Annotated in this window: 17 protein-coding genes; 7 read left to right on the forward strand and 10 right to left on the reverse strand. The window is 60.0% G+C overall.

From position 1 onward, the window contains the following. Nucleotides 1-2: 2 nt before the first annotated feature. From AC3RLQ_RS17905 to AC3RLQ_RS17920, 4 genes are read right to left on the reverse strand one after another with little or no spacing between them, the layout of a single operon-like run. Nucleotides 3-272 carry a ParE family toxin-like protein gene (locus AC3RLQ_RS17905; RefSeq protein WP_493030023.1) on the reverse strand — a complete coding sequence of 90 codons (270 nt, stop codon included), beginning with the start codon at nucleotides 270-272 and terminating at the stop codon, nucleotides 3-5. Further along, nucleotides 269-481 (reverse strand): hypothetical protein, encoded by a 213-nt coding sequence (locus AC3RLQ_RS17910; RefSeq protein ID WP_493030024.1) that lies wholly within the window; start codon nucleotides 479-481, stop codon nucleotides 269-271. The genes AC3RLQ_RS17905 and AC3RLQ_RS17910 overlap by 4 nt, the downstream gene beginning before the upstream one ends. Before the next feature lie 37 nt (nucleotides 482-518). Further along, the gene (locus AC3RLQ_RS17915; protein WP_493030025.1) at nucleotides 519-1,052 is read right to left on the reverse strand and encodes an NUDIX hydrolase; all 534 of its coding nucleotides are present in this window, start codon (nucleotides 1,050-1,052) and stop codon (nucleotides 519-521) included. Further along, entirely contained in the window at nucleotides 1,045-1,329 is a 285-nt protein-coding gene (locus AC3RLQ_RS17920) for a hypothetical protein (RefSeq protein ID WP_397382292.1), read from the reverse strand. Before AC3RLQ_RS17920 ends, AC3RLQ_RS17915 begins: the two co-directional genes overlap by 8 nt. Nucleotides 1,330-1,443: 114 nt before the next feature. Between AC3RLQ_RS17920 and AC3RLQ_RS17925 the strand changes: the two genes are divergently transcribed. Next, nucleotides 1,444-2,313, forward strand: a complete 870-nt coding sequence (locus AC3RLQ_RS17925; protein ID WP_493030026.1) for an FHA domain-containing protein — start codon at nucleotides 1,444-1,446, stop codon at nucleotides 2,311-2,313. A 22-nt stretch (nucleotides 2,314-2,335) separates the two neighbouring features. On the opposite strand, the gene AC3RLQ_RS17930 is transcribed toward AC3RLQ_RS17925, so the two are convergent. Genes AC3RLQ_RS17930 through AC3RLQ_RS17950 form a run of 5 tightly spaced genes read right to left on the reverse strand, consistent with a single transcriptional unit; the run spans nucleotide 2,336 to nucleotide 6,139 of the window. After that, nucleotides 2,336-3,616: an MFS transporter gene (locus AC3RLQ_RS17930; RefSeq protein WP_493030027.1), complete on the reverse strand. Its 1,281-nt coding sequence runs from the start codon at nucleotides 3,614-3,616 to the stop codon at nucleotides 2,336-2,338. A 45-nt stretch (nucleotides 3,617-3,661) separates the two neighbouring features. Further along, nucleotides 3,662-4,207, reverse strand: a complete 546-nt coding sequence (locus AC3RLQ_RS17935; RefSeq protein WP_493030028.1) for a hypothetical protein — start codon at nucleotides 4,205-4,207, stop codon at nucleotides 3,662-3,664. Nucleotides 4,208-4,210: 3 nt separating this feature from the next. Continuing rightward, on the reverse strand, nucleotides 4,211-4,639 hold the full coding sequence (locus AC3RLQ_RS17940; protein WP_493030029.1) for an ExbD/TolR family protein: 429 nt from the start codon (nucleotides 4,637-4,639) through the stop codon (nucleotides 4,211-4,213). Between the two features lie 7 nt (nucleotides 4,640-4,646). Then, nucleotides 4,647-5,288 carry a MotA/TolQ/ExbB proton channel family protein gene (locus tag AC3RLQ_RS17945; protein WP_493030030.1) on the reverse strand — a complete coding sequence of 214 codons (642 nt, stop codon included), beginning with the start codon at nucleotides 5,286-5,288 and terminating at the stop codon, nucleotides 4,647-4,649. 50 nt (nucleotides 5,289-5,338) lie between these two features. Beyond that, nucleotides 5,339-6,139 carry a TonB family protein gene (locus AC3RLQ_RS17950; protein ID WP_493030031.1) on the reverse strand — a complete coding sequence of 267 codons (801 nt, stop codon included), beginning with the start codon at nucleotides 6,137-6,139 and terminating at the stop codon, nucleotides 5,339-5,341. A gap of 163 nt (nucleotides 6,140-6,302) precedes the next feature. On the opposite strand from AC3RLQ_RS17950, the gene AC3RLQ_RS17955 reads away from it, so the two are divergent. From AC3RLQ_RS17955 to AC3RLQ_RS17980, 6 genes are all read left to right on the forward strand, one after another. Further along, the gene (locus AC3RLQ_RS17955; protein ID WP_493030032.1) at nucleotides 6,303-7,400 is read left to right on the forward strand and encodes a hypothetical protein; all 1,098 of its coding nucleotides are present in this window, start codon (nucleotides 6,303-6,305) and stop codon (nucleotides 7,398-7,400) included. A gap of 120 nt (nucleotides 7,401-7,520) precedes the next feature. Beyond that, nucleotides 7,521-9,851, forward strand: coding sequence for a TonB-dependent receptor (locus tag AC3RLQ_RS17960; protein WP_493030033.1), 2,331 nt, complete (start codon nucleotides 7,521-7,523; stop codon nucleotides 9,849-9,851). A gap of 218 nt (nucleotides 9,852-10,069) precedes the next feature. Then, the gene (locus tag AC3RLQ_RS17965; RefSeq protein WP_493030034.1) at nucleotides 10,070-12,337 is read left to right on the forward strand and encodes a TonB-dependent receptor; all 2,268 of its coding nucleotides are present in this window, start codon (nucleotides 10,070-10,072) and stop codon (nucleotides 12,335-12,337) included. 20 nt (nucleotides 12,338-12,357) lie between these two features. Continuing rightward, the gene (locus tag AC3RLQ_RS17970; protein WP_493030035.1) at nucleotides 12,358-13,050 is read left to right on the forward strand and encodes a Fe2+-dependent dioxygenase; all 693 of its coding nucleotides are present in this window, start codon (nucleotides 12,358-12,360) and stop codon (nucleotides 13,048-13,050) included. Nucleotides 13,051-13,052: 2 nt separating this feature from the next. Continuing rightward, on the forward strand, nucleotides 13,053-14,228 hold the full coding sequence (locus AC3RLQ_RS17975) for a PepSY-associated TM helix domain-containing protein (protein WP_493030036.1): 1,176 nt from the start codon (nucleotides 13,053-13,055) through the stop codon (nucleotides 14,226-14,228). A 307-nt stretch (nucleotides 14,229-14,535) separates the two neighbouring features. Further along, a complete protein-coding gene (locus AC3RLQ_RS17980; protein ID WP_493030037.1) occupies nucleotides 14,536-16,584 on the forward strand; it encodes a TonB-dependent receptor family protein in 2,049 nt (682 codons plus the stop codon). Nucleotides 16,585-16,663: 79 nt separating this feature from the next. On the opposite strand, the gene AC3RLQ_RS17985 is transcribed toward AC3RLQ_RS17980, so the two are convergent. Next, the gene (locus AC3RLQ_RS17985; RefSeq protein WP_493030038.1) at nucleotides 16,664-18,142 is read right to left on the reverse strand and encodes a sialate O-acetylesterase; all 1,479 of its coding nucleotides are present in this window, start codon (nucleotides 18,140-18,142) and stop codon (nucleotides 16,664-16,666) included. Nucleotides 18,143-18,174 lie beyond the last annotated feature (32 nt).

Below are 18,174 nucleotides of genomic sequence, written 5' to 3' on the forward strand. Positions count from 1 at the left end.
TCTCACCGACTTAGCATCTGGTCATAATCCGCATGCGTGCCTATCCACACCCACTCAACGCCACCATCATCAAGCTTCCAGCCAATGGCCCGATAGTGCTCGCCTACGCGAACGGAAAAGCGGTGACCTGCTCCTGCCAGTCGCTTGAAATTGAGCGAGGGGTGCTGCGGATTGGAGCGCCATAGCTGATAATTCTTCTCAGCCAGTTCTTGAACATCCTTTGGAAGCGCCCCGAGAAGTTTCCAAAACCGTGGCGACGCAGTCGATTTCATACATCCGCTGGCCATGGTTGGTTATGGCCTGCAGTCCTTGAAGCGCTGGCTTCTTCGAAGAGAAAATCAAGGCGGCCCGCTTCCGCATCCGCCTGCATCTGTTCATCCCAGCTTTTTGCTTTCTCCTGATCAAACCATTCAGCCAGCTTCCAGAAATCTTTCTTCGGCAGACTGCTGATTGCGGATTCGATTTCGATCACGGAACTCATGTCAGTAACATAATCAACCATGATGGAACTGGCAAGTTCAAGCAGCAGGCCGCCCGGCCCGCCATCGCCTGACCGCCTCCGCATTTGACTCAAACGCGAACTGATCCAGCGGCACTTCATCCAGCGGGCAGATCAGGAATTCCGACACCTCCGAGGCCTGCATCACCACGTTGTCGAAGTCCGGCACGCGGGCGATGTAGCAGAGATCCAGCGTGGGCCATGTGAAGCCTTGAAACAGGTAGCGATTGTTGAGCGTGCAAAGATAGGTAAAGGCACTCGCCGGCAGTTCAATGCCCACCTCTTCATGCGTTTCACGTGCGGCAGCCATCTCGCCGCTTTCTTCCGGCTCGATGACACCGCCGGGCAGACCGAGCAGGCCGAAGCCAGGCTCATGCGCGCGGCGGATGATGAGAATGCGATCCTGCGCATCGAGAAGCAGTGCCACAGCGGCAGGAATCGGCGTGATGAAATGACGAAAGCCGCAGGCAACACAAACAAACTCGCGGTCACTCTTTGGGATCCAGTCATCCTTGCCGCAGTCGCTGCAAAATTTGAAGGGGGATTCAGCCATGGGGCTTTCCCTGCCGCCGATGCGCGCGCCATGCCAGCAGAAACACCAGCGCGCAGGCGGCTTTCAGTACAAACAGCCACCAGGGCTCCCACCACGCACCGGTTTGCACCTCAATGAGATCGGAGACGCCAAAGCACGCAAAGGCCACAGGCAGCAGCCAGCGCCAGGGTCGTTTCATCCGCAGCCGAACGGCCAGCACGAGAGCGATGGTGAACCACAGCCCGGCTTCAGCGTAGTTAAACACGGCATGCAGTGAAAGCGGGACCTCTTCGTTCATGCATAAACATTCCCCGCCAAACTCTCCCGGGCAAGGTCTGGCCAGATGATAATTCTTGATAACGCTTCTTGGCTTGGATGACATGATTTGTCAGAATTCACGTTAATTCTGACCATGAGTAACAACCTGCTTCAGTCCTGGCTGCGCCTTCCCAATGGGGAGCGCCATGATCTGAATGGCACCTGCTCCATCGGCCGCGCACCGGACAATTCCATCCCGGTGGCCGACAGCGAAGTCTCCCGTCGCCACGCCATCATCCAGGCACAGGGGGAGCACGAATACTGGCTGGTCGATCTCGGCAGTGCGAACGGCACCTATGTCAACGGCCGCCGCATCTCGCAGTCGGTGCGCCTTCACAACGGGGACATCATCCGTGTCGCCAGCAACGAACTGGAATTTTCCACCGAGATCCTCAGCGCCATGCATCCGGCAAGCCAGCAGGTCATGGCTTCGACGATGATCCACATCCGCCAGGCACAGTGCTGGCTCATGGTGGCAGACATCATCGGCTCCACCCAGCTCTCACAAACGCTGCAAGGTGCGCAGTTCCCGCGCATGACGGGCAGCTGGTTCAAGAACTGCCGCCAGATCATCGACGAATGTGGCGGCCACATGTCGAAGTATCTGGGTGACGGATTTTTCTGCTACTGGGACGACACCGAAGACAGCGCCATCCAGGTGCGCCAGGCCGTGTCCAAGCTGTATGAAGCACAGCTGGCCGCAAATCCACCCTTCCGTCTCGTGCTGCATTTCGGGGCCGCCATGCTCGGCACCGTGCCGACGATGAACGAGCTCAATCTCCATGGCCCCGAGGTAAACTTCGTCTTCCGCGTCGAAAAAGTGGCCGCCGCGCAAAAGCAAAACATCCTCTTCACCGACGCCGCCGTGAAACGCATGGAGGCGGAGAAGGAAGTCAGACTTGTGTGCGAATGCGCCGTGGAAGGCTTTTCGAAGACCTATCCCTTTTACACGCTGGTCGCGTGAAGCGACCAGCACGCTTGCCGGATCAATCCACCGCACTCGCCGTGCCATCAGCCTGTTCCGGCTCAGACGGCAGCAGCATCGCCACAGCAGCGGAAGGGATGAAAAGGAAGCCGGCATACAACAGCGCCGTGCGGAAATCGCCGACCTTCACGAAAATGCCGAAGAACACCGTGCCCCCTGCAGCGACGATTCGCCCAATGTTGTAGCAGAAGCCGGAGCCGGTGGTGCGCAGCAGCACAGGGAAGAGCGGCGGCAGGCACATGGTGAAGAGGCCAAACACTCCCTGGCAGGCGCCAATGATGGCAAACTGCCATTTCGTGGCCTCCCAGCTCCATACCTGAGAGAAGGAGAAATACATGATGGCGAAGTAGGCCAGCATCATGCCGACGATGGTGTTGCGGTAGCCGAAGATCTTTGCCAGACCGCCGTTGAGGAAGTTGCCGATCAACGAGCCAAACATGATCCACATCAGCGCCGTGACGACAGCGGCATCCTTGCCGGATTTGTCGAGCGAAGCGACTTCAGCGAGGCTCAGCACGTGCTTCTGCTGCCAGAAGAGGAAGGTCCAGTGTGCAGTCAATGACACGGCGCAGATGAGCATCACACGCCACGTCACACTGCGCACGGCAGGGCTGAACAGATCACCGATTTTGGGCACTGCCTGGCCCTCACGCGCCTGCGTCCACTCCTCGGTCTCCGGCACCGCCTTGCGAATCCATAGCGTGATCAAGGCCGGCAGAATGCCAATGAGGAAAATATAGCGCGGCTCCCGGCCCGCCAGCAGGTAGCCGGCAAAGCAGGCCAGCAGCACGCCGCAGTTCACCGCGCTTTGCAGCGTGGCGGCAATCCATGGACGCCATTTTTTAGGCCACGTTTCAGACAGCAACGAAGCGCCCACGGCCCACTCACCGCCGATGCCCAGCGCTGCGAGGAAACGGAAGATCATGAGATGCCACCAGGTCTGCGCAAAGAACGACAGACCCGTGAAGCAGGCGTAGGTCAGGATCGTGAGTGTCAGCGCCCGGCTGCGGCCCAGCACATCGCCAATGCGGCCAAAGAACGCGCCGCCAACCGCCCAGCCGACCAGGAACGCGGCCTGGATGATGGAACCATGCATGCCAACCGTGGGATCGCTCTCCGGCACCAGCATCAGCTGCGCCACGAAGGCCGTCGCGACCAGCGTGTAGAGGTGCATGTCGAGGCCGTCAAACATCCAGCCCAGCCATGCGGCGAGTCCGGAACGGCGTTGCTGCGGCGACAGATCGCGAAGACGGGTGATGTCAGGAGTGGCTGGTTGGCTCATGCGGGCGCGAGTCTTTCGCAGCCGGGCCGGAATGGCAAGCACGGATCACCGGCTCTTCGCCAGCTTGTTGTACTTCTCCACCAGCTCGTTGAACTCCCTTGTGCGGGCATTGAGCTTGGAAATCGCATCATTGCGCTCTTCCACCAGCTGCTTGAGCAGCTCGTTCTGCTTTTCCATCGCGCTGTTCTGCGTGGTGACGACGCTGTTGTGGCTTTTGATCGCATCCGCACCCTTGCCAAACGCGAGCTGCGTCGCCTCCAGACCATGCTGCAGCTGCCTCAGCTCGCGCATATAGATGGCGATGGTGATGCCACGCGCCACAGAGTCGGCGGAAAGATCCTTGTACTCGCGGGACACCTCGACCAGCCGGGCCTCCACTTCGGCGCGTAGTTCCGTCAGGCGGGCGATTTCTTTTTCATACTCGCGCACCTTGCGCTCCGCTTCGATGCGCAGGGCGTTTTCGGCTTCGAGCCGTTTGACGAGATCCTGGATGTGACCGCGCAGGCGATCCTCACGCTGCCACTGCACGATGCAAACGGCGCAGAGTCCCAGGGAGATGACGACCAGCAGCGTGGTGAGCAGACGCTTCATGGTTCAGAGTGACGGCTTGGCCGCATTCACGGGTTTGACGTTGAAGGCCACCTTGGTGAAGCCGACCCGCTTGGCGGCATCGAGCACTTTCACGAGGTCTGAGTAGCGTGTGTTCACATCGGCGCTGATGTAAACGGGCGTGGCGGGGTCCTTGCCGAAACGTTCGGCCAGCTTGCGATCCAGCTCAGGCAGCGTGATGCCAGCCTTGTCGAAAAACACATCCCCTGTGGCGTTCACCGCGAGATTGATCATGTCCGGCTTGAAGTCGGACTGCGCCGAGGAGGCGACGGGCAGGTTGACCTTGATGGTCTGCTGCTTGGACATCGTGAGGCTGACCATCATGAAGGAGGCCAGCAGGAAGAACATCACGTCAATGAGCGGAATGATTTCCAGCCGCGTCTTTCGTTCAGGCAATGGCGAATGAAGTTTCACGGCAGGATCAGGCCTTCGGAGTGGCTTTGTCAAAACCGTGCTGCACAGCGAGGATCAGCACGTTGTTCGCGGCGGCTTCAAGATCAAACTTCAAGCCGGCCAGACGCGAGTGGAAGTAGTTCATCGGCACCAGCGTGCCAATGGCAATGCCGAGACCAGCTGCGGTGGCGATGAGCGCCTCGCCGATGCCACCGGTGACTTTTTCGACGGCAAGTTCGCTGCCCCCAATGCTGGTGAAGCTGCCCATGATACCCGTCACGGTACCCAGCAGACCAAGCAGCGGTGCCAGGGTGACGATGGTGTCCATGGCGCTCAGGTAGCGGCCCGCATCGCGCAGTTCCTGCCCGGCGGCCACTTCAAGCGCACCCTGCATGCTGGTGTGGCGATGATTGAGCCCGTGGTGAATCATGCGCACCACCGGATCGCTGGATTTCGCCGAAAGGGCGATGGCCTGGGCAAGGTCTCCCGCCTCCAGTTTTTCGTAGACTTCGTCCAGCTGCTTGACGGAGCGCTTGGTGGCAAACCGCACCCACCAGAACACACGCTCCACAAAGATGCAGACCGCCACAACCGTGACGACCGCAATGGGATACATGATGGGACCACCTTTGTGGAAGAGATCGACGACGACGTTGGCGAGGATGGGCATGAAAAAATTGGAGATGGGAAATCTAAATGGGCAAAATCGAAGGGGAGCCTTCAGTTCAGGCGAAAGGTCAGCGGCACGGTGTGACGATGCGATTTGCCCGTCTGCCAGCGCCAGTTCCGGCGAATGAAGGCCACGGTGGCCTCATCCAGTGCGCTAAAACCGGTGGTGCTGACAACACTGACGCTTTCAACCGAGCCCGAAGGACCGAAGCCGACGACCAAGCGCACGGTGCCCTGCATGCCAGCTCTCTGCGCAAAGTCCGGATAGGGCGGCTTCGGCAATGTGCCTTTGCTGTTGCCCATGCCGGTGGCACCAGCCGTCCCTTCCTGTGTGGAACTTGCACCTGTGCCTTTGCTTTTGGCCACCGGACCCGGGCGTGGTCGCGCTGGCGTGGGGGGAGTCTGACGCACCACGGGATCAACAGGACGCAGAGCATCCTCGATCTTTGGCGCCGTGGGCACGGCAAAGATGTCCTCCATAGTCATCGCCTCGGCGATCTCTGGCAGGTCCTGGGTTTGCGGCGGAGTCTCGATGGTTTCGGGAATCTCAACCGGCACCACGGGTTCGACTTCAGTGGTCTCGTCGGTCTTTTCCCCCATCGCCATCATCTCCGTCATGGTGAGTTCCTCCGTGGACATCTCCGTGTCTTCGGGATCCTCAAGCGTCTTGAGGTGAATCGGCGGAAGATCATCGGCAAACATACCGATGATGCCCACGGTCAGAAAGCTCCCAGTGATGCCCACAAGCCATGAAAGCGTGATGAGCACACGCACCAAGTTACCACCACGTTGCACCACCCTTGCGGCAGAGCCAGCAGCAGCGGTTCTTGGCTTTGGAAGGTTGAAGCCCATGGCGGGCAGAGGATTTATCACTGAGGAGGTCATTGCACAAGGCGGGGCAGGAATGGACGATGAAACGTAAGAATGGCATGTCAACTTGCAATTGCGACTCAGTCGCATCATTATGTTTTTCTTGCTTTCGATACTGCCAAAGTTGTCCCAGAAGCCCTTCCGAATGCCCCCTCCCCCGGATACCCACGAATCCTCTCCTGACGATCGCAATGCAGTCGCCAAAGTCTGGATGAAGCGCGGCATTGCACTGCTTTCGGCCAATGACGCCGCTGCGCTGCCGGAGGCCCTGAACTGCTTTGAGCAGGCGCTGGCCATTCGCCGCGAGCTGCCGTTTGAGGAAAGCGCCTGGTATCGCTGGCTGCTGACAGCCTGCTGGATGAACCGCGGAGATGTGCTGACACGACTGGGGAAACCGACAGACCTAACCGCAGCGGTGCAGAGCTTTGATGAGGCCATCTTTCACCTCCAAAAGCTGCCGCTTGAGGAGGACTCGCAGTATCGCGGTCGGCTGGCCCTGGCCTGGATGAACCGATCCCTGGCGCTGCGTGCGCAGGCAACGCCTGAAAGCCTGCACGCTGCGCTACTGTCGCTGGATCATGGCAAAACCGTGATCGAGGAAAGCGTGGCGAAGGGACTTCCGGTGAATATGGCCCTTCTGCCGATCTTGCTGATCAACCGCGCCGCACTGCTGCTGGAAATCTCCCCTCCAAGGATGCTGGAGGCCATGCGGGTGGCGGAGGAGGCCCTGACTTTGTGCCAGCCCACGGAACATCTGAATCTGCAAGCCGCCGAAATCGGCTTGAAAGCACGCCACATCTTCTGCCGCGCCGTGGCCCTGCTTCTGGAGACACCCCCGGTGGACACCACTCGTGCGGATGACTGGATCATGCAGGCCACGGACAAAGTGGACGAAGCGATGCAACTCACCGCCAGATGGGAGAGCCAGGGAGAGGCGGGACCGTTTCATGCCCTGCGTCACGAATTGTTTCGCTATGGCTGCAACCTTCTCCTCGCATACCAGCCCCATTTCATGGCGGAATTTCTGCTCGATGTGCTGGATCCAGAGCAGGGCTCCCCGCTGCTGGCAAAAGCTGATGACCTCTACCAAACGGGTCTTGAAGCCTTGGATCTGGCGGCTGCAGAAATGCGGCGGCGCGGGCCCTTGGATCTGGGTCTGCAGAAAATGGACCGGCTGATCGAGGTGCTGGAATCGATGAGCCATGCGGCAGAGCGGATCAAAAAACGTTCCTCTCAGGCTTAAGCAGGATGGTTTCTGTCCACGGCAAGGCTTCGCCCGCCGCAGTGATTGACGATTTTTTTCGGCCTGGCCTTACTCGGCCTCCGCCGAAGAAAAATCTGAAATTCATTACACTCGCAGCCAATGCCCAAGCCGTCCTCCCGATCCATTCGCCGCGCCCGCAAACCGGGTACAGAAGCGCTTTCTGTGACCACCATGCTCTGCGCCGCTGGCAGCCTGTCCGCACAAACCGCCGCATCCCCCGCCCCGCCCTCTCTCCAAAGCGGCGCCACCCCAACCGATCTGGAGGAAATGATCATCGAAGGACGCCTGTACAACCCCAAGCGCCTGCAATCCCCGAAGTACACGGAACCAGCGCGCAACATTCCCCAGACCCTCACGATCATCCCCAAACAGGTCATCGAAGACCGCGGTGCCTTCACCCTGCGCGATGTGTTGAAAAACACACCCGGCATCTCCATGCAGGCAGGCGAAGGGGTGAGCGGAACTGGCGGTGGCGACAACCTCGCCATCCGCGGCTTCAGCTCCCGCAGCGACTGGTTTGTGGATGGCCTGCGCGATCTTGGCACCTACAACCGCGACCCGTGGAACACGGAGCAGGTGGAAATCGCCAAAGGACCGGCGTCCACCACCATGGGCCGCGGATCGACCGGGGGTTACATCAACATGGTCTCCAAAATGGCGGGCCTGCAAGACACCACCATCACCACGGCCTCCATCGGCACCAACAACCTTTACCGTGGCACGGTGGATACGAATCAGAAACTCTCTGAGCACACCGCCCTCCGCCTCAACGGCATGTACAATTCCAATGACGTCGCCGGACGTGACAACGTGTTCATGGGCCGCTACGGGATCGGAGCCTCGATCGCCTTTGGCCTTGGCACCGACACCCGCTTCACGCTGAACTACATGCGGCAGGAGGAAAACAACATGCCTGATTTCGGCATCCCTTGGACTCCGAATCCCGGCGCGGGCGGTAGTTTTGGCGGCAGCGCCGCAGGATTAGGGGCCTATGTCAACCAACCCGTTCCCGTCAGCTACGACACTTTTTACGGTCGTCGAAACTACGACTTCCAGAAGATTCAGAATGACATGATCACGGCCATCTTCGAGCATGACTTCTCGAAGACCCTGCGCTTCCGCAATACAACGCGCTGGGCACGCAATCACTACGACGCACGCCAGACAGCCCCTCGTTTCAGGGACACCAGCGCTGCAGCAGGCAACCAATACACCAGCACCCTGGTCCTCGAAGAGCAGCGGCGTAGATCGACCAACACCGTTCTCACCAACCAGTCTCTGCTCAATGCTGAATTTGACACGGGACGGCTCAGGCATGGGCTCGTGATGGGACTGGAGTTCTCCTATGAACAGCAGTTGACTGCCTCGCGCGCAGGCAACACAACCACCACCGACTTGTTCGATCCCAGTGCCACTGGGCCGCTTGTAGGACCGACAAACGTGAATCGTGACACCACCGTGTTCGGCATCAGCCCAACCGATCTTCCAGCCTCGGCGGAAGCCCACCTGTCCACCATTTCAGTTTATGCCATGGACACCGTCAAGATCGGCAGACACTGGCAGGTCAGCGGCGGCATTCGTTATGACCATCTGCATGCAGTGCAGCATGGCATCTGGTACACCGGTGCCAATGACATCTTTGGCGGCAGCAACCCCGGCCCCACCAACAACGACGATCTCTTCAGCTGGAAGGGTGCTCTCGTGTACAAGCCGGTGGACTACGGCAGCTTCTACTTCGGCTATGGCACCTCCTTCAATGCCACGGCCGACGGCGGCAACCCCGGTGGTCTCGGACTGACCACCAACGGCGCCGCTGGCGGCACAGGCAACAACACCTTCGCCGGCTTGAACCCTGAGCAGGCGACCACCTATGAACTGGGCACCAAGTGGGACCTGTTTAAGGAGCGGCTCTCCCTGACGGCAGCACTCTTCCGCACGGAAAAGCGCAACGTCCGCACCACCAATGCAAACATCACCACCCCTGTGGGTAACCAGACCGTGGACGGGGTGGAAGTAGGCCTTGCCGGTCAGTTGACCAGAAAATGGCAGGTCTTTGCCGGGGCCTCTCACATGGCCAGCAAGGTCAACAACTCCTCCATCGCCGCTGAGATCGGTCAGTCGCTCCCCAATGCGCCGGATTACACCTTCAATCTCTGGGCCGCTTACAATGTGACGGATGACCTCCAGATAGGTGGTGGCACTCAATACATGGGCAAGGTCATCGGCAATGCTGCCAATGCCTCCCGCATCGTTCCGGACTACTGGACGACGGATCTGATGGTCAGCTACCGGTTCAGCAACAGCTTCAGCCTGCGCCTGAACATCTACAACGTCGCCGACAACCGCTACATCGAAACCAGCAGCAGCACCGGACACGTCATTCCCGGCGCAGGACGCTCCGCCGCGTTGACAGCCACCGTCAGATTCTGAGCCAAAGGTTGGGCTGGGAGGTCAATGGGCCTTGGCGATGCACCAAAGCATCCCAAGGCCCATTTTCAGTCTCTGGCAGATCGCAAACGACCGCATGTTTTGAGCAAAAAGTTGCTAGTTTCCATAGTTGACTGGGATTGAAAATGAGACTTAATCGCAACTCACTAATGAAATCGAATCTCATTAGCATTAGTTAGCCCTTTCCGATCATCCTTCTCATGCCAAAAAAATTCGCTTCCCGCATCCGCCGCGCTGCTCGCAAGACAGGCCCCCAAACTCTCTCCGTCACCTCGTTGCTGTGTGCTGCAGGCAGCCTGAGCGCCCAAACCGCAGCTCCCAGCAAGCTCAAGCCGCAGATTGAAGAGATTCCCGCCGAGCTGCCCGAAGTCCTCATTGAAGCGACGGGATCGGTCTACAACCCCACTCGCCTGCAATCGGCCAAGTACACGGAGCCGCTGCGCGACATCCCACAGACGATCACGGTCATTCCCAAGGCGGTCATTGAAGACCGTGGCGCTTTCAGCCTGCGCGATGTGCTGAAAAACACCCCCGGCATCTCCATGCAGGCAGGTGAAGGCGGCGCAGTGTCTGGAGACAACCTCTCCATCCGCGGCTTCAGCGCCCGCAGTGACATCTACCTCGACGGCGTGCGCGACTACGCCAACTACAACCGCGATCCCTTCAACACGGAACAGGTCGAGATCACCAAAGGCCCGTCCTCCTCCACCGTCGGTCGTGGCTCCACGGGTGGCTCCATCAACACCGTCAGCAAGATGGCCAATCTGACAGACTCCGTGCTCACCACGGTCAGCGGCGGCACCAGCAATCTCTACCGTGGCACAGTGGATGTGAATCAGAAGCTCTCTGAGCACACGGCTTTCCGCCTCAACACCATGTACCACAGCGCCGATACACCAGGACGCGACCACGTCTCGATGGAGCGCTACGGCATCGCCGCATCCTTGGGCACTGGTCTGGGCACGGACACCCGCTTCATGCTAAATTACCAGCGGCTGGAGGAAAGCAACGTCCCGGATTACGGCCTGCCATGGATCCCCAACAACGGCACCTTCAGCGGTTCCGGCGCCGCACTCGCAGGCTACCAGAACCAGCCACCTCCGGGGGTCAGCTACAACACCTTCTACGGCATCCCCGGCGTGGACTATGAAAAGATTCAGACCGACCACTTCACGGCGATTTTTGAACACGATTTCTCCGACCACGCGCGCGTCCGCAATATCACACGCTACTCGCGCTCTCACCGCGACTCCGTGAGCACCGCACCACGGCTCCGTGACGTTGGCGTGGCCCCGGGCAATCAATACACCACGATCCTGAACCGCCAGTTGCAGCGTCGTCAGCAGTTCACCGAGATGTTTGGCAACCAGACCAATCTCGTGGCCGACTTCTCCACCGGCCCGATCAAGCACGCGCTGGTGACCGGCATGGAGTTTTTCCTGGAGCATCAGCAGAATGCCAACGTCGCCGGCATTGCCTCCGTCACCGACTTGTACAACACCGGCATCAACATTCCTCCCAGCGCCGCTCCCGGCACAAACGCCCAGGACATCACCACCATGTACCCCGGCCTCCCGGCTCCGACCGAAGCATACCTCTACACCGTCTCCGCTTATGTGTTCGACACCATGAAGATCGGCAAACATTGGGAAATCAGTGCCGGCCTTCGCTATGACCACATGTATGCGACCGTAAGCGGACCCGGCAACACCTCTGCCGGCGGATACGCCAACGCGGACGACCTGTTCAGCTACAAGGCCGCCCTGATCTACAAGCCTGTGAAGCAGGGCAGCATTTACTTCGGCTACGGCACTTCGTTCAATCCCACCATCGACGGTGCTTCCGGCGCGGGTCTTGGCCTCACCGCCGCCACCTCCTCGCTGGACCCTGAACAAACCTCCACCTTCGAACTCGGTACCAAGTGGGACGTTCTCAAGGAGCGTCTCTCGCTGACGGCCGCACTCTTCCGCTCTGAAAAAACGAATGCCCGCACCACGGACCCGTCCGGCATTACCACTCTGGGCGGGAATCAGCTGGTCCAAGGCATCGAGTTCAGCATGACCGGCAGCATCACCAAAAATTGGCAGGTCTTCGCAGGTTACGCCATCATGGAAAGCGAGACGAAAGCCTCCACCGCCGCGGGTGCAATCGGTCAGTCCTTGTCGAATGCTCCGCCCCAAACCTTCAACCTGTGGACGACCTACACCCTCCTGGAAAAAACGCAGTTCGGCTTCGGCGCCCAGTATATGGGACCGCGTACGAGCAACGACTCCTCCGCGAACGCCCGCACCGCCCCAAGCTATTGGACGCTGGATGCCATGGTCAGCTACAAGTTCTCCGAGAAGATCAGCCTGCGCCTGAACATCTACAATCTCGCGGATGAGCGCTATGTCGGCAGCGTCGGCGGTGGTCAGTTCGTCCCCGGCCCGGGACGCTCCGCCGCACTCACCGCAAGCATCAAGTTCTAATCTATTCCCCCCTTCCTATTATGCTCATCGCAATTCCCGATGTTCTCACCGCTGAGCAGGTAGCTCATGCGCGCCAGCTCTTGGACTCCACTGATTGGGTGGATGGCAAAGGCACCGCTGGTTATCAGTCTGCCAAGGCCAAGGACAACATGCAGCTCCCGGAGGACAGCCCCGCTGCGCGTGAGCTCGGAGAGATGATCCTCACCGCTCTGGCTAAAAATCCGCTCTTCCACGCCGCCGCACTGCCGCAGCGGATTTTCCCGCCGTTGTTCAACCGCTACTCCGGAGGCCAGTCCTTCGGCACACATGTGGACAACGCCATCCGCCAGCATCCCACCATGCCCATCCGCATCCGCACAGACCTCAGCGCCACGCTGTTCTTCGCCGGTCCGGAGGAGTATGACGGCGGGGAGCTTTGCATCGAGGACACCTACGGTGTACAACGTGTGAAGCTCCCCCCCGGCCACATGGTCCTCTACCCTTCCACCAGCCTGCACCACGTCACCCCGGTGACACGCGGCGCCCGCATCTGCTCCTTCTTCTGGCTGCAAAGCATGGTCCGTGACAACGGCCAGCGATCACTCCTCTTTGATCTCGATCTCGCCATCCAGCGCCTGGGCCGCGATCTCAAAAACAACCCCGTGGCTGAACAGACCGGCGTGCAGCTCACCGGCGTCTATCATAATCTCCTGCGCCAGTGGGCGGAAATGTAACCGTGAAGCCCACCTTTCATTGCCTCATTTTCTGGGGTCATCTCATCGCAGGCCTCGTCACCGGTGTGGTCATTCTCTCCATGGCCGTCACCGGCCTCATGATTTCCTACGAGGCGCAGCTCATCGACTGGGCCAATCGTGATCTGCGCGTCGCCCCGCCTGCCACAGGTGCCTCACATCTCGATATCGAAACGCTGCTGGCCAAGGTTCGCGAAACCAAGCCCGATTTGAATCCCAGCGGCATCACTTGGAAAGCAGACCCGGCCATGCCCGTCACACTTTCCCTCGGAAAAGAGGGCGTCTACTTCGCCAATCCCTACACCGGCGAATTTCTCGGCGAGGGCCACCGCGCCTGGCATGACTTCTTCCACGCCGCCACCGAGTGGCACCGCTTCCTCACCGGCTCCGGCCTTCCCAAAGAAGTGGGCAAGGCCATCACCGGCGCAGGCTGTCTGATCTTCAGCCTGCTGCTTCTCTCCGGCATCTACCTCTGGTGGCCGCGCCACTGGCGCTGGGCCAGCGTACGCGCTGTCATCCTCTTCAATCCCAAGCTCAGAGACCGCGCGCGCAACTGGAACTGGCACAACGTCTTCGGTTTTTGGAGCGCTCTCCCTCAGCTCTGCATCATCCTCACCGGCCTCATCATGTCCTACGGCTGGGCGAACAACCTGCTCTTCACCCTCACCGGCAGCGAGTCCCCACCACCCCGCGAACGCCCCGCAGGCGGGCCTGGCGGCAAACGCGAAGGCAGCGGACCCTCAGCCACGTCCCCTTCCCTCGTCGGACTTGCACTGCTCCTCGCTCAGGCACGTCAGCAGATCCCAAACTGGGCAAGCATGAGCCTGCGCATGCCGCTGAAACCCGGCGCACCCTTCCCCCTCATGGTGGACCGCGGCGGTCGCGGCCAGGTGCATCTTCGCACCATGCTGAACCTCGATGTGGCTCAGGCCAAAGTGCTGCCCAGCCCCGACGATTTGCAGCAGCAAAACCTCGGGCGCCGCCTGCGCATGTACGCCCGTTTCCTCCACACCGGCGAGCTCTTCGGCCTCATCGGTCAGACCGTCGCCGCCTTGTGCACCTTGGCCACCATGATCCTCATCTGGACCGGCTTCGCCCTCGCCTTTCGTCGCTTCTTCCCCAAACGCGGCCACGTCGCCGCATCGGAGACAGCTTCATAGTTTGGTCCTTGTTAGGTTGGATCAAGTCCCTGCGGGGTGCGGAAGTGGTGTTCCGCCCCTGTAGGGACATCCCCCCTCGCACGAAGCGCAAGAAATGGTTGTTACTTTGCAATTGCGACTCAGTCGCACAAAAAACTTGCGCGTATAGTCATCCAACTCACTATCGCAGACTGCTGCGACAGAATCTCAAGACCGACCTTTGATGAAGCCCATTGCCCCTTCCCATTTCCCCCGCACCCCTGGAACCGCGCTAGCTGCCGTTGCCCTCCTTTTCCTTGCCATAGCTTCTCATGCTCGATCCCAAAGCGTGCGCAATCCAGCAAGCAAACCGAGTTCAGATGTCGTCACCGAACTGCCAAACATGGTTATCACCGCAGACGCGCCGGAAGAACCTCAGGTCAAAATACCCTACCTGCCCCCGGTTGAAGGCACCAAGATCTATGCGGGCAAGAAAGCGAGTTCCTTGAACTTGCAGGCACTGCCAGAAGTGCAGGCCAACAACTATAGCCAGGCTTTTGCGATGACCCCCGGCCTGATCACTGCGGAAGAAAGCACCCCGCTGGTAAGTCTGGGCTTTCGTGGGATAGGCTCGCCAGATCGCGCCCAGTATTTCATGATGCTGCAGGATGGCATCCCTATCGCCGCAGACCCTCAAGGCTACCCCGAGTCCTACTGGACCCCGCCGCTGGAATCCACCCAGCGCATCGACTTCGTACGTGGCGGCGCCTCACTGCTCTACGGCCCGCAGCCGGCCGGTGCCATCAACTACGTCTCATCCATGCCACGCACGGACCGCCTGTTTGGCATGCAGACCAAGCACATTTTTGGCAGCAACGACCTCTACTCCACCTTCACCTCCATCGACGGCAGCGCTGGCAAATGGAGCTGGTACGGCTGGTTCAACCACCGCTCCGGCACCGGTTTCCGCAAAGCCAACAGCGACTTCAACGTCGATGGCGGCCGCCTGAAGCTCATCTACCAGCAGGCCACCGACACACGCTGGATTTTTTCCCTCGATGCCGGCTCTGACCGCCATGGCGAACCCGGTGGCCTGACGGCCGCAGCCTACAACGCCGACCGCAATCAAACCGTGCGCACCACCGACCGCTTCCACCTCAGCCGCGTCGTCGCCAGCGCAGAACTCCAGCACAAGTTTTCCAGCAAGACCGAGCTCAGCGTGAAAACCTGGGCCGGTGCCTATGACCGCTGGAGCAACCGTCAGACGGGCGGCTTTGGCACCGTCACCGCCCCGACGACGGCCATCCAGCACCAGCAGTTCTACAACTGGGGTGTCGAGCCCCGCATCCGCCACGACTACGAACTCTGGGGCGGAAACCACACACTCGCCGCAGGCATGCAGTTCTACATGTGCCACTCTCCTCGCAAGGACGCCACCGGAGCCTATCCGACAGACAACATCGGCACCGTCAACACCGTCGCCTCCCGTGATGTGATCTACGGCTCCGTCTTCCTCGAAAACAAGTTCACCTTCGGCCGCCTCACCGTCACCCCCGGCTTCCGCATGGAGATGATCAATCAAAACATCACGGTCAAAAACATCGGTGCCGTGAACACCCAGCGCGATGCCAGCAAGTTCGACAAGCAGCCTCTCTTCGGCCTCGGCCTCTCCTATGATCTCGGCAACCAGACCGCCGTCTATGCCAACATCTCCCAGAGCTACCGTGCCACCACCTTCGGCCAGTCGCTCATCCCCGCCGCAGGTGGCACGGCCAGTGATGTCGCCCCGTCCCAGGGCTGGAGCTATGAACTCGGCCTCCGTGGCAATCCCAAACCCTGGTTCACCTATGACACCTCCTTCTTCCTCGTTGATCTCGATGACAAGATCGGCACCGCCGGCGTGAACATCCAGAGCGTCGGCCGCAGCATCAACTACGGCTGGGAAGGCGCCGCACAGTTCGATGTCATCGGCGGGCTCGATGCCCTCAACGGCACTCATCGTGGCGAATATCTCGGTGCCCTCAATCTCTACGGCAACATCTCCGTGCTCGAAGCCCGTCTCTCCGGCGGCGTCAACAACGGCGGCACCCCGCAGTACGCACCGCCCTACATCATCCGCACCGGTGCCATCTACAAACGCAAGAGCGGCCTGAAGATCGCCTTCCTCGGCACCTTGATGGCCCGCCACAATGGCACCGACAACGCCGACGGCCGTTTCGACATCCCCGCCTACACCACCTGGGATCTCACCGCCGAAGTCCCCGTGGGTAAAAACTTCTCCGTCATGGCCGGCCTCAACAACGTCTTCGACAAGCACTACTACTCCCTCGTCAACAGCAGCGGCATCATCCCCGCCTATGGCCGCAACTTCTACATCGGCGGCACCTTGAAATTTTGATCTGAATTAGGTTGGATCAAGTCCCTGCGGGGCGCGGAAGTGGTGTTCCGCGTCCCGGCAGGGACCCTTCATCCTAGCCTCACTTCCGAAACGGCGAAGCCGGAATGCCCGCGCCGTTGAACAGGGTGGCCACGGGATTGTCCTTCCACGCGTAACGCACCTGCTTCGGCTCAGCGACGGCTTTGCATGAGACGACCACCGTTTCACCGTCGATCTTCGCCTCAGCTGCCTGCCACTGGCCGTCAGCACCGGCGATTTCAAACTCCGTCAGGTCACCTTTCGCGTTCAACCCCTTGGCATGCGTGAAAGTGATCACAAATGCGCCGCCCTTGACCGTGGCTTGGTCAATCAGCGGCCCGGAAGTGTCAGCCACATCCTTGTGATACACCGCACCCAGCGCCCACTGCGCGAGACGGCGGCCCACCTCCTGTTTATTGGCCGGATGAATGTTTTTCGGATCACCAATGTCGAGCGTGATGGCCATGCCGCTGTTCGGAATCGTACTCAGCGCGTTGAGCATCTGCTCGCGCACAATCGGCCAGCCTTCGCCCGCACGGGTGAAATTCGGCAGTTGCACCCAGGCAAAAGGAAACTCGTCGTTCCAGCGTGTGCGCCAGTCCTTGGCCAGCAGCGTGAGCTGGGCCTGGTAAAACGGCGGCTTGGGCCCGTTCGTATTGGCCTCCCCCTGATACCAGATGGCACCACGAATCGCATAAGGGATGAGCGGCGAAATCTTGCCGTTGAACAGGCCGCCCACATTCCCTTTGCGCTTGCGGGTTTCGATCGGATCACGCGGCTTGCGCGGGGCTGGTTTTCCCTCCGCCTTCGCCTGCTTCACCTCTTCGGCCCATTTGGTCACCTGACGCTCGTAAACAGCCTTCACCTTGGCTTCATCAAATGCTGCATCGTCCTGCTTCAGCGACTCAAAGAAGGGCTTCAGTTCCGCGCTCGCCTGCTGGGCCTCAGGGCTGATCCAGGACTCGATCGGCGTACCACCCACGGAGGAATTGATGAGCCCCACCGGCTGCTTGAGCACGTCATAGACATTGCGGCCAAAGAAGTACGCCGTGGCGGAAAAACGCCCCACCGTCTCAGGAGAGCAAATCACCCAGGTGCCTTTGCCCTGTGACTGCGCCGTGGCGGCAGCCGCGCTGCCTTCGGTAAACATCCGGACCAGCGGCACATTCGCGGCCTCTTGGCTGGCCGGGTATTCTTTGGCGCTCTGCACAGTCATCGCCATGTTGGACTGCCCCGAACCCAGCCAGACTTCCCCGACCAGCACGTCATTGATTGTCTTGTCACCAATCGTCAGCGTCTGCGGCTTCGCAGAGGCAGTCAAGGCATCGAGCTTGACCGACCACTGGCCGCTCGCGTCCGCCTTGGCGGTTTTCTTTTGCCCCGAGATGGCCACGCTGACTTCCGAGTTCGCATCCGCCGTGCCCCAGACAGGCACCGGCTTGCCGCTTTGCAGCACCATGTGATCGGAGAAAATCGCGGGCAGCGTGACGGCCGCCTTGGCGGACAAAGAGAAAAGCAGGAGTGACGTAAGTATCTTCATGACGGGTTGGGATGAGAAGAGCCTTGTCAACG

The sequence above is a fragment of the Prosthecobacter sp. GW821-HT29F12 genome (assembly GCF_058803405.1).

Bases quoted from the DNA above. Each gene is read 5' to 3' on its own strand.
- AC3RLQ_RS17905 (WP_493030023.1), bottom strand. From the start codon at position 272: ATGAAATCGACTGCGTCGCCACGGTTTTGGAAACTTCTCGGGGCGCTT.
- AC3RLQ_RS17910 (WP_493030024.1), bottom strand. From the start codon at position 481: ATGAGTTCCGTGATCGAAATCGAATCCGCAATCAGCAGTCTGCCGAAG.
- AC3RLQ_RS17915 (WP_493030025.1), bottom strand. From the start codon at position 1,052: ATGGCTGAATCCCCCTTCAAATTTTGCAGCGACTGCGGCAAGGATGAC.
- AC3RLQ_RS17920 (WP_397382292.1), bottom strand. From the start codon at position 1,329: ATGAACGAAGAGGTCCCGCTTTCACTGCATGCCGTGTTTAACTACGCT.
- AC3RLQ_RS17925 (WP_493030026.1), top strand. From the start codon at position 1,444: ATGAGTAACAACCTGCTTCAGTCCTGGCTGCGCCTTCCCAATGGGGAG.
- AC3RLQ_RS17930 (WP_493030027.1), bottom strand. From the start codon at position 3,616: ATGAGCCAACCAGCCACTCCTGACATCACCCGTCTTCGCGATCTGTCG.
- AC3RLQ_RS17935 (WP_493030028.1), bottom strand. From the start codon at position 4,207: ATGAAGCGTCTGCTCACCACGCTGCTGGTCGTCATCTCCCTGGGACTC.
- AC3RLQ_RS17945 (WP_493030030.1), bottom strand. From the start codon at position 5,288: ATGCCCATCCTCGCCAACGTCGTCGTCGATCTCTTCCACAAAGGTGGT.
- AC3RLQ_RS17950 (WP_493030031.1), bottom strand. From the start codon at position 6,139: ATGGGCTTCAACCTTCCAAAGCCAAGAACCGCTGCTGCTGGCTCTGCC.
- AC3RLQ_RS17955 (WP_493030032.1), top strand. From the start codon at position 6,303: ATGCCCCCTCCCCCGGATACCCACGAATCCTCTCCTGACGATCGCAAT.
- AC3RLQ_RS17960 (WP_493030033.1), top strand. From the start codon at position 7,521: ATGCCCAAGCCGTCCTCCCGATCCATTCGCCGCGCCCGCAAACCGGGT.
- AC3RLQ_RS17965 (WP_493030034.1), top strand. From the start codon at position 10,070: ATGCCAAAAAAATTCGCTTCCCGCATCCGCCGCGCTGCTCGCAAGACA.
- AC3RLQ_RS17970 (WP_493030035.1), top strand. From the start codon at position 12,358: ATGCTCATCGCAATTCCCGATGTTCTCACCGCTGAGCAGGTAGCTCAT.
- AC3RLQ_RS17985 (WP_493030038.1), bottom strand. From the start codon at position 18,142: ATGAAGATACTTACGTCACTCCTGCTTTTCTCTTTGTCCGCCAAGGCG.